The sequence below is a fragment of the Candidatus Andeanibacterium sp. genome, assembly GCF_057143545.1.
Map to the genome: position 1 here is coordinate 1 of NZ_DBNHSF010000112.1, position 8,121 is coordinate 8,121.

At 63.5% G+C, this 8,121-nt stretch carries 10 protein-coding genes; 6 read left to right on the plus strand and 4 right to left on the minus strand.

Annotation, left to right across the window (positions count from 1 at the left end; genetic code table 11):
• From AC16XC_RS07050 to AC16XC_RS07060, 3 genes are all read left to right on the plus strand, one after another.
• Positions 1–342: DUF302 domain-containing protein (locus tag AC16XC_RS07050; protein ID WP_484033942.1), on the plus strand; the 342-nt coding region annotated here is incomplete at its 5' end.
• 21 nt (positions 343–363) lie between these two features.
• Positions 364–1,350: a YeeE/YedE thiosulfate transporter family protein gene (locus tag AC16XC_RS07055; RefSeq protein ID WP_484033943.1), complete on the plus strand. Its 987-nt coding sequence runs from the start codon at positions 364–366 to the stop codon at positions 1,348–1,350.
• A 22-nt stretch (positions 1,351–1,372) separates the two neighbouring features.
• Entirely contained in the window at positions 1,373–2,260 is an 888-nt protein-coding gene (locus AC16XC_RS07060) for a LysR family transcriptional regulator (protein WP_484033944.1), read from the plus strand.
• Positions 2,261–2,275: 15 nt separating this feature from the next.
• On the opposite strand, the gene AC16XC_RS07065 is transcribed toward AC16XC_RS07060, so the two are convergent.
• From AC16XC_RS07065 to AC16XC_RS07080, 4 genes are read right to left on the minus strand one after another with little or no spacing between them, the layout of a single operon-like run.
• Entirely contained in the window at positions 2,276–2,974 is a 699-nt protein-coding gene (locus AC16XC_RS07065; protein ID WP_484033945.1) for a peroxiredoxin-like family protein, read from the minus strand.
• Positions 2,975–3,032: 58 nt separating this feature from the next.
• Positions 3,033–4,175 (minus strand): patatin-like phospholipase family protein, encoded by a 1,143-nt coding sequence (locus AC16XC_RS07070; RefSeq protein WP_484033946.1) that lies wholly within the window; start codon positions 4,173–4,175, stop codon positions 3,033–3,035.
• Positions 4,159–5,487, minus strand: coding sequence for an NAD(P)/FAD-dependent oxidoreductase (locus AC16XC_RS07075; RefSeq protein WP_484033947.1), 1,329 nt, complete (start codon positions 5,485–5,487; stop codon positions 4,159–4,161). The genes AC16XC_RS07070 and AC16XC_RS07075 overlap by 17 nt, the downstream gene beginning before the upstream one ends.
• A 13-nt stretch (positions 5,488–5,500) precedes the next feature.
• Positions 5,501–6,322 carry a 3-hydroxybutyrate dehydrogenase gene (locus AC16XC_RS07080; protein WP_484033948.1) on the minus strand — a complete coding sequence of 274 codons (822 nt, stop codon included), beginning with the start codon at positions 6,320–6,322 and terminating at the stop codon, positions 5,501–5,503.
• A 241-nt stretch (positions 6,323–6,563) separates the two neighbouring features.
• On the opposite strand from AC16XC_RS07080, the gene AC16XC_RS07085 reads away from it, so the two are divergent.
• The 3 genes from AC16XC_RS07085 to AC16XC_RS07095 all read left to right on the plus strand — a co-directional run.
• A complete protein-coding gene (locus AC16XC_RS07085) occupies positions 6,564–7,013 on the plus strand; it encodes a cupin domain-containing protein (protein WP_484033949.1) in 450 nt (149 codons plus the stop codon).
• Positions 7,014–7,153: 140 nt separating this feature from the next.
• Positions 7,154–7,432, plus strand: coding sequence for a BufA1 family periplasmic bufferin-type metallophore (locus tag AC16XC_RS07090; RefSeq protein WP_484033950.1), 279 nt, complete (start codon positions 7,154–7,156; stop codon positions 7,430–7,432).
• 28 nt (positions 7,433–7,460) lie between these two features.
• The coding region (locus AC16XC_RS07095; RefSeq protein ID WP_484033951.1) for an MbnB/TglH/ChrH family RiPP precursor modification enzyme at positions 7,461–8,121 on the plus strand (661 nt) is incomplete at its 3' end.

The window sequence follows — 8,121 nt, forward strand, 5'->3', positions numbered from 1 at the left end:
GCCCGGCTCAAGGCCGACGTCCAGGCCAAGGGCATCCGCTTTTTTGACCAGATCGACCAGTCCGGCCTTGGCGCACAGGCCGATCTGGAGATTGGCCGCTCGTCCCTGCTGATCTTCGGAAATCCCCCGCTTGGCGTGCAGTTCCTGCAATCGAATGCCTATGCCGGGCTCGACTGGCCGGTCCGCATGCTGGTGGTCGAGGAACAGGATGGAAGCGTTTGGGTCGCCTGGACCGATTTCCGAACGATCGCCGAGCGCTACCAAATCTCGGACAAGTCCGCGCAATTCGCGATGGCGACTGCCGTCGCTACTTCGATCGCCAGCGCCGCAACCGCGCCCTGAGTCCGTCCCCCGGGGGAAAGCATGCAGCAAGATCTACAACTCCTGCTCCAGCCGAGCTTTGCCGCAGCTTTCCTGGCCGCGGGCACGATGGGCTTTGCGATCCAGCGCGGCGGGACCTGCATGGTCGCTGCGGTGAGCGAGGCCGTGTCCGAACGGCGCTTTGGCCGAATACTCGCCTTGGCCGAGAGCGGGTTGTGGGCTTCGGCCCTTCTTGTACTGGCGTCCTTCAGCGGTTTGCTTGAGGCTCCCAAGACCGCCTATCCCGCGGGTTTGATCGCAGTCGCCGGAGGGATGCTGCTAGGCTGGGGCGCCCTGATCAACGGCGCCTGCGTGTTCGGGTCTGTTGCCCGGATCGGATCGCGCGACTGGCATTTCCTGTTGACTCCCCTGGGTTTCTATCTCGGCAGCCTGGCGCATGCCCGACTGCTGCTTCCGGCCAGCGTCGCCCAGCCCGCTTCGAACAGTTCATTCGGCGGATGGTTGTTGCTGGGCCTGTTCCTGCCGTTCCTGGCAATCCGGCTCTATCAGCTCGGACATGGGAGCCGCCGCGGTGAGTTCGCGGCCCGCCTGTGGCACCCGCACCAGGCGACCATAATGATCGGCGTGACGTTCGTCATCCTCGTCCTCGCGGCCGGTGCCTGGACCTACCCCGAATCGCTTTACCGCGCGGCGCATCGTGCGATTGCTCCTTATCCGTCCGACCTGGTGCTGTTCTTTGCGCTGCTTGGCGGCGCGGTGATCGGCGGCTGGAACAAGGAGGGGGGTGCACCCTTCTCGCTCAGGCAGGCCCTCGCCTGCCTCGCCGGGGGCGCCCTGATGGGGGTCGGCAGCTCGATGATCCCGGGCGGGAACGACAACCTGTCGCTGGTTGGGATACCGATGGGCCACAGCTATGCCTGGGTCGCGATCGGAGCGATGGCCTTGGCCATCTGGACAGGATTGATTGTCGGCAGGATTTGGCGCAATTTCGCGTCTCTGCCGCTGATCGGGATTCGGCCTTCCGGCTGAATTCGATGAGGGGGAATTCGAAATGGAAATGCAGCAGGTCCGTTATTTCCTGGCGGTAGCGAAGACGCTCAATTTCACCAGGGCGGCCGAACAGTGCAACGTCACCCAGCCGGCGCTGACTCGCGCGATCAAACAGCTTGAAGAAGAGCTTGGCGGCGAGTTGATCCGGCGCGAAGGCCGGCTCAGCCACCTTTCCGAACTCGGACAGCGCATGCTTCCGTTGCTGTCGCAGTGCTATGATAGTGCCATAACTGCCAAGGCGCTCGCGGCCAAGGTCAAGAGCGGCGACATCGCCTCGCTGTCGATCGGAGTAGCCCGCGCGCTCGATCTCGATCTCCTGCTCCAGCCGCTGGTTGAAATGCATCGCTCATTTCCCGGCCTGCAACTCAAGCTGCGGCGCGGCAATGGCGCGCAGATCGCCGAATGGCTCAAGAACGGGGACATCGAGATTGCCTTTGGCGGGCCGCTGGGTGAAAGCTGGGACCGGCTGGACTGCTGGCCTATGTTTACCGAAGCGTTCGACCTCGTCGTCGCACCCGATCATGAATTTGCCATGCGCAACGAGCTCGAACTCGATGTCGAATTGATCCGGCGCGAACGGTTGCTGATCCACTCTGACAACGACCATGCCGAGATGAACATCGAAACCGTCGGCCTCAGTTCCGAAGAGGCGCATCAGGTCGATTCTCATCGCGATCTCGAAGCGCTGGTGGTGGCGCGGCTCGGTGTCGCTATCCTGCCGTCAAGCGCGCTCAAATCTCCCCGCGTGGTGCATATTCCCTGCGAAGCGCTCGATATGCGGCGGACCGTGGCGGTCTATTCGATTGCCGGACGCCCGCGTTCGCGCGAGGCTGGCGCCTTGCTGAACCTGGTGCGCGCCGCGGACTGGGCCGGCAGCATGGCTGCCTGAACTGCTGCAGCCAAATCAGGCGAGCTTGCACACTTCTTCGATGACGTCCTGCAGTTCCATCCGGCGACGATAGTCGGGGTCGATATGGCGCGTTCGCACGATTCCCTCGGAATCGACGATGAACACAGCCGGGATCGGCAGTATCCAGGCGCTGCCTCCCTGATAGTGGGGAATGTCCCAACCGGCGCTGCCGATCAGACCCGACATGAAATCGTCGACCCAGATCGCAAGATTGATCGATAGAGTATAGCCGCCGTCGATATCCGTCAGGAACGGGAATCGGGCGCCGGCCTCTGCTCTCAGCTCGCGGGTATATTTCTGCATTTCGGACGAGATCGCGACGATTCGTGCAGGATCGACCTTGTCCTGAATTTCCGCGAGGCCGACCATGTTGAGTCGGCAATAAGGGCACCAATGCCCGCGGTGGAACGCCAGTACTGCCGGGCCGTTGGCAAGGATTTCGTCGAGCGAAACGAGTCTTCCGTCATGGTCGGGCAGGGTGAAGGAAGGCATGACCTCGCCCACCTTGGGGGCGCCTTCGCCGGCATGGGCTTTCTCCAGCCTCGCCACGAAAACATCGACCGCATCGGCAAAGGGCGGACTACGCAGGCGCACTTCTTCGGCAATGGCCCGCAGCCGATCACCCAGGGGAAGATCCATGTCACGAACCTCCCTGAACTTGTCTTCGAGCGCAGCAACAAGTGGGTGCGTCATGGCTGATCCCTGTGCAGCGCAAAAATAGCACGAGAAATGGCATTGGACACATGTTTCGTCATCTCGCTAGAGCAGGCGTGTCGACCAGGTCTCCGCCGCGGGCTTCGTGCAGAATAAAGCCGGCCAGCGGGTCGGAATCTTCGCGCCACGGAGCCTGCTCGAGAATGTTGCTGGTGTGGCGGTAGCCAGCCTCGCGCCGCTGGCGGATGCCTTCGGGGCTGAAGTCGATGTCTTTCGAATGATCCTCGTTCTCGAGCGCGGGCGCGAGCAGGCGGATCACGTGCATCCGTGTGTCGCAGCCGTAGCTGACGAGTTCCGAATAGCGCTCGTCCGCCGTAACTTCGGGCGGCGCGTATTTGGCCAATTCGGTGATCACGTGGCGCAAGCGATGAAGCTGGCGCTGGCGCTGGATATGAGACGCCGCGCGGCTCGAATATTGCAGATCCTTCTGCCGGTTCATCACCTGCCAGATCGTCTCGGGCTCGGGGCCATGGGGATTCCACAAATGGACGGTAAAGATCGTACCGCTCTTGCGCGGATGGTCGTCGAAGACGAGTTCGACGGGCGTGTTCGACAGGATGCCGCCGTCCCAGTAAAGTTCGTCGTCGATCCGCACCGCCGGAAACGCTGGCGGCAGCGCGCCTGAGGCTAGGATGTGCTCGACCCCGATCTTCCGATCCTTGCTGTCGAAATAGACCATTTCGCTCGACTGGACCTTGGACGCGCCGACCGACAGCCGCATCGACCCGTTATTGATCCGGTCGAAATCGACCAGTTCCTCGAGAATCTCGCGCAAGGGGGCGACCGAATAATATCCGGCGTCGTCCGGCCCCAGCTGGGTATGCGGATTGAAGAAGGCGGCTGGTCGCGGTTCGAAGAATCCCGGTACCCCGGCAGTCAGCGAGACCATGTTGCGGGCAATCTGGCCGAACCAGCCGGAGAGCTGCGGTCCGAGATAATCGCGGGTCTCGATCCGCTTCCAGAACTCCTCGAGCCGGGCGAGCCGCTCGGACTTGGGCGAGCCTGCGATGAGCGAGGCATTGATCGCCCCGATTGAGGTTCCGACCACCCAGTCGGGCACGATCCCGGCTTCGTGGAGCGCCTGGTAGACGCCGATCTGGTAGGCGCCGAGCGCACCGCCGCCCTGGAAGACGAGGACCACCTGACCCTGCGCGGCAAGTTCATCATAAAGGAAAGACATGTTCTGCTCCTGAGTCCGCAAGTGATTGTTGCTGAGTGATATTTCCTTCCGGCAAGGCGCCGGTGATCAACCGCGCATGGCGGGCGAAGGTGAGGTAGTTCCAGACCAGGCTGAGCCCGACCGACAGGCGGTTGCGAAAGCCGACCAGGAAGAACACGTGGGCGGTCGACCACAACAGCCAGGCGAGGTGTCCGGTTACGCGCCAGCGCCCGAAATCGATCACCGCACGGCTCCGCCCGATCGTCGCCAGATTGCCGTAATGGCGGTAGCGGAAGGGTTCCGGTTTGCGGCCCGCGAGTTCGGCGAGGATCGTGCGCGCTGCGTGGCGGCCCTGCTGCTTGGCCACCGGGGCTATTCCGGGTAGCGGCCGGCCATCCGGACCGGCGCAATGCGCGGTGTCCCCGATCACGAAGATCCGCTCGCGTCCAGTGGGATGGAGCAAGTCGTCGACCATCACCCGGCCGGAGCGATCGGCGGTCGACCCCAGCCACTCGGCCGCCGGCGACGCCTTGACCCCGGCCGCCCAGACTGCGGTGTGGGTCGCGATCCGTTCGCTGCCGGCCTCGACAAAATCGGGCCCGATCTGGGTGACCGAAGTCGAATTGCGGACTTCGACGCCGAGTTGGGTCAGGTCGTTCAGGGCAACTGCGGACAGCTCTTCGGGGAATGCTTCGAGCAGGCGCGGGGCGAGATTGAGCAACAACACGCGCGAGCAATGCGGCGTGATCGAGCGGAAATCGCGGCCGACCGTGCGGTGTGCGAGCTCGGCGATCGCGCCTGCCATCTCGACCCCGGTCGGGCCGCCGCCAATGACGACAAAGGTTAGCAGTGCGGAACGGCGCGCCTGGTCGGTCTCGCTTTCGGCGAGTTCGAGTGCGAGCAGGACCTTGCGGCGAAGATCGGTCGCGTCCTCAATCGTCTTGAGCGAAGGCGCGTAACGTTCCCACTCGTCGTGACCGAAATAGCTGTGCTGCGCGCCAGAGGCGATCACCAGCCAGTCGTAGGTAAGCAATTTGCCGCTGGCCAACTGGACGTTGCGCCGCTTGTCGTCGATGCCGGTGACCCTATCGAGCATCACGCTGGCATTGTCCTGCCGGCTGAGGATAGCGCGGATCGGGCCGGCAATGTCCGCCGGCGACAGCGCCGCCGTCGCAACCTGGTAGAGCAGCGGCTGGAACAGGTGGTGGTTGCGCTGGTCGACCAGCACGACGTCCACCGGGGCGCGGGCGAGCGCCTTGGTAGCTGCCAGTCCGCCGAATCCCGCGCCAATTACCACCACGCGTGGCCGTCGGAAATTGCCATCTGCGCTCATCGGTCAGGTCGGCCTATTGCGCCGTCCAGCCGCCGTCGATCGGGATCGAGGCGCCGGTGATGGAGCCGGCCATCGGGCCGGCCAGGAACGCGGCGAGCGCGCCGACTTCCTCGATCGTGGCGAAACGCTTCGAGGGTTGGGCTGCGAGCAGTACATCCTCGATCACGCGTGAGCGGTCGATCCCGCGCGCCTTGGCGGTATCTTCGATCTGCTGTTCGACCAGCGGGGTCCAGACATAGCCCGGACAGATCGCATTGCAGGTGACGCCGTTGCGCGCGGCTTCCAGCGCTACTGTCTTGGTCAGGCCGAGAACCCCGTGCTTGGCCGCGACATAGGCGCTCTTGAACGGCGAGGCGACGAGGCCGTGGGCCGAAGCTACGTTGATGATCCGCCCGAAACCCATCTCCTTCATTGCAGGCAGGGCGGTGCGGATGGTGTGGAACGCGGCGGAAAGATTGAGCGCCTGGATCGCGTCCCAGCGTTCGACGGGGAAATCCTCGATCGGGCTGACATGCTGCATCCCGGCATTGTTGACCAGGATATCGAGCCGCCCATGCCTGGCGATTGTGTTTTCGACCAGCGAAGTGGCACCGCTGGGCAGTAACAGATTGGCCGGATCGTAATCGACCTCGACGCCCAGCTCGGCGAGCTCGGCGGCAGTGACCTCGATATCGTCCATCTTGCCGAGACCGTTGATGACCAAGCCAGCCCCTGCCTCCGCGAGCGCGCGGGCAATGCCGAGGCCGATGCCGCTGGTCGAACCGGTGACAACCGCAACGCGGCCGGCGAGCGGCAGCTCACTTTGGGCGAGACATTCTGATTCCACGTAATTCATGTCGTTCTCCGGGGAATTGGGGTGATTTCCAATTTCCCGCATAATTGCTCGTTCGCGCGTTCTTCTGAAATGCCTTCTCGTTTGGGTTTCGATGCACGGAGGTAATGTCGGGGGCATTGCCATGCGCCGGGTGCATCGAATTCATGCTGCAATCCGATTGGAAGCGCAGGGCTGGCTCGGCGAAATTCAGGCCGTCGGAGGGAACAGTCCCCCGCATGAATTTCATTCAAGGAGCCTAACAATGTTCTCGAAGACACTTACTTCTGCCGCCCTGGCGCTCGTCGCCTCCGTCGGCTTTGCTACTCCTGCACTCGCCGGCGATTGTCCGTCGGGCCAGGAATCGGCCAACCCGCTGTCCGGCCACCCGACAATGCCCAAAGGCGTTACCGACACGGTGATCGGTTCGATCGACCTGGGCCAGGAAATCGGCGTCGACGGTCGCCAGCTGCGCACCCGCATGCTGGTCGTGCAGCCGGGCGGCATCGTACCCTTCCACAGTCACGAAGGCCGGCCGGCCCTGATCTATACGGTCAGCGGCACGATCGTCGAACATCGCAGCAGCTGCGCGGTGCCGATCGTCCACAAGGGCGGCGACATTGCCCGCGAGGCCGAAGGCATCGCGCATTGGTGGCAGAACGAGGGCACCGAGCCCGTCGTGCTGCTCTCCTCTGACGTCTTCCTGATGCCCTGACGCCAGCCTTAACCGATCCGTGCCGGAAGCCTCCCCCCCAATCTCACCGGCACCGCGGCGCCCCGTCGTTTCCCGAACCCCCTCAACAGACGGGGCGCCGCACCATTCACCGGGGAAAACGAAACACAAAGGAACAACCCATGAAAACGATTGCTACTCTCGCCACCGCTGCACTGGCCGCCACCCTGGCCGCCGGGATAGCCAATGCAGAACCGGTGAAGCCACAGCCGAACAAGGAGAAGTGTTACGGCATTTCGCTGGCCGGAAAGAACGACTGCGCCGCCGGCGCAGGCACCAGCTGCGCCGGTACTTCGCGCAAGGACTACCAGGGCAATGCCTGGAAGTATGTCGCGAAGGGCACCTGCACCAAGATCAAGACGCCCGCTGGCTTCGGCTCGCTCAAGCCGGTGAAGCGCTGATCGCAACTTGAAGGCAGGAACCCGGACCATGATCCCCACCGCCGGAGTCGGCTTCAAGCCCCAGCATTTCGCCGAGGCAGTTGCGTCTTCGGCGGCAGGGCTGTGGTTCGAAGTTCATGCCGAGAACTACATGCTCGAAGGCGGGCCGCGGCTGGCGATGCTCGAAGCCTTGCGTGCCGTCCGCCCGCTTTCGATCCATGGTATCGGTCTGTCTCTGGCGAGTCCCGGCCTCCCCGAGGCGGCGCATCTTGCCGCGTTCAAGCGGCTGGTCGACCGGTTCGATCCATTCCTGGTCTCCGAACACCTCGCCTGGTCGCGACAGGGCCAGCACTGCGTGCCCGACCTGCTGCCGTTCCCGCGTTGCCGGGAAGCGCTGGTGGCGGTGTGCCGCAATATCAATCACGTGCAGGACACGCTCGGAAGGCAGATCCTGATCGAAAACCCGTCGCATTACCTGCAACTCGAAGGTCACGAATGGAGCGAAGGCGACTTCCTGAGCGAGATCGTCCGCCGCACCGGTTGCGGGCTGCTGCTCGACCTCAACAACGTTCATGTCAGCGCGCACAATATCGGCACGTCACCCGATCGGTACCTCGCGGAAATTCCGTCTGCTGCGGTCGGCGAGATCCACCTCGCCGGCGCCATGCCGGATGCCGCGCTCGACTTGTTGATCGACAATCACGGGGCGC

What these genes read in the sequence shown, in the direction of transcription:
- AC16XC_RS07055 (WP_484033943.1), top strand. Translation starts at nt 364, where the DNA reads ATGCAGCAAGATCTACAACTCCTGCTCCAGCCGAGCTTTGCCGCAGCT.
- AC16XC_RS07060 (WP_484033944.1), top strand. Translation starts at nt 1,373, where the DNA reads ATGGAAATGCAGCAGGTCCGTTATTTCCTGGCGGTAGCGAAGACGCTC.
- AC16XC_RS07065 (WP_484033945.1), bottom strand. Translation starts at nt 2,974, where the DNA reads ATGACGCACCCACTTGTTGCTGCGCTCGAAGACAAGTTCAGGGAGGTT.
- AC16XC_RS07070 (WP_484033946.1), bottom strand. Translation starts at nt 4,175, where the DNA reads ATGTCTTTCCTTTATGATGAACTTGCCGCGCAGGGTCAGGTGGTCCTC.
- AC16XC_RS07075 (WP_484033947.1), bottom strand. Translation starts at nt 5,487, where the DNA reads ATGAGCGCAGATGGCAATTTCCGACGGCCACGCGTGGTGGTAATTGGC.
- AC16XC_RS07080 (WP_484033948.1), bottom strand. Translation starts at nt 6,322, where the DNA reads ATGAATTACGTGGAATCAGAATGTCTCGCCCAAAGTGAGCTGCCGCTC.
- AC16XC_RS07085 (WP_484033949.1), top strand. Translation starts at nt 6,564, where the DNA reads ATGTTCTCGAAGACACTTACTTCTGCCGCCCTGGCGCTCGTCGCCTCC.
- AC16XC_RS07090 (WP_484033950.1), top strand. Translation starts at nt 7,154, where the DNA reads ATGAAAACGATTGCTACTCTCGCCACCGCTGCACTGGCCGCCACCCTG.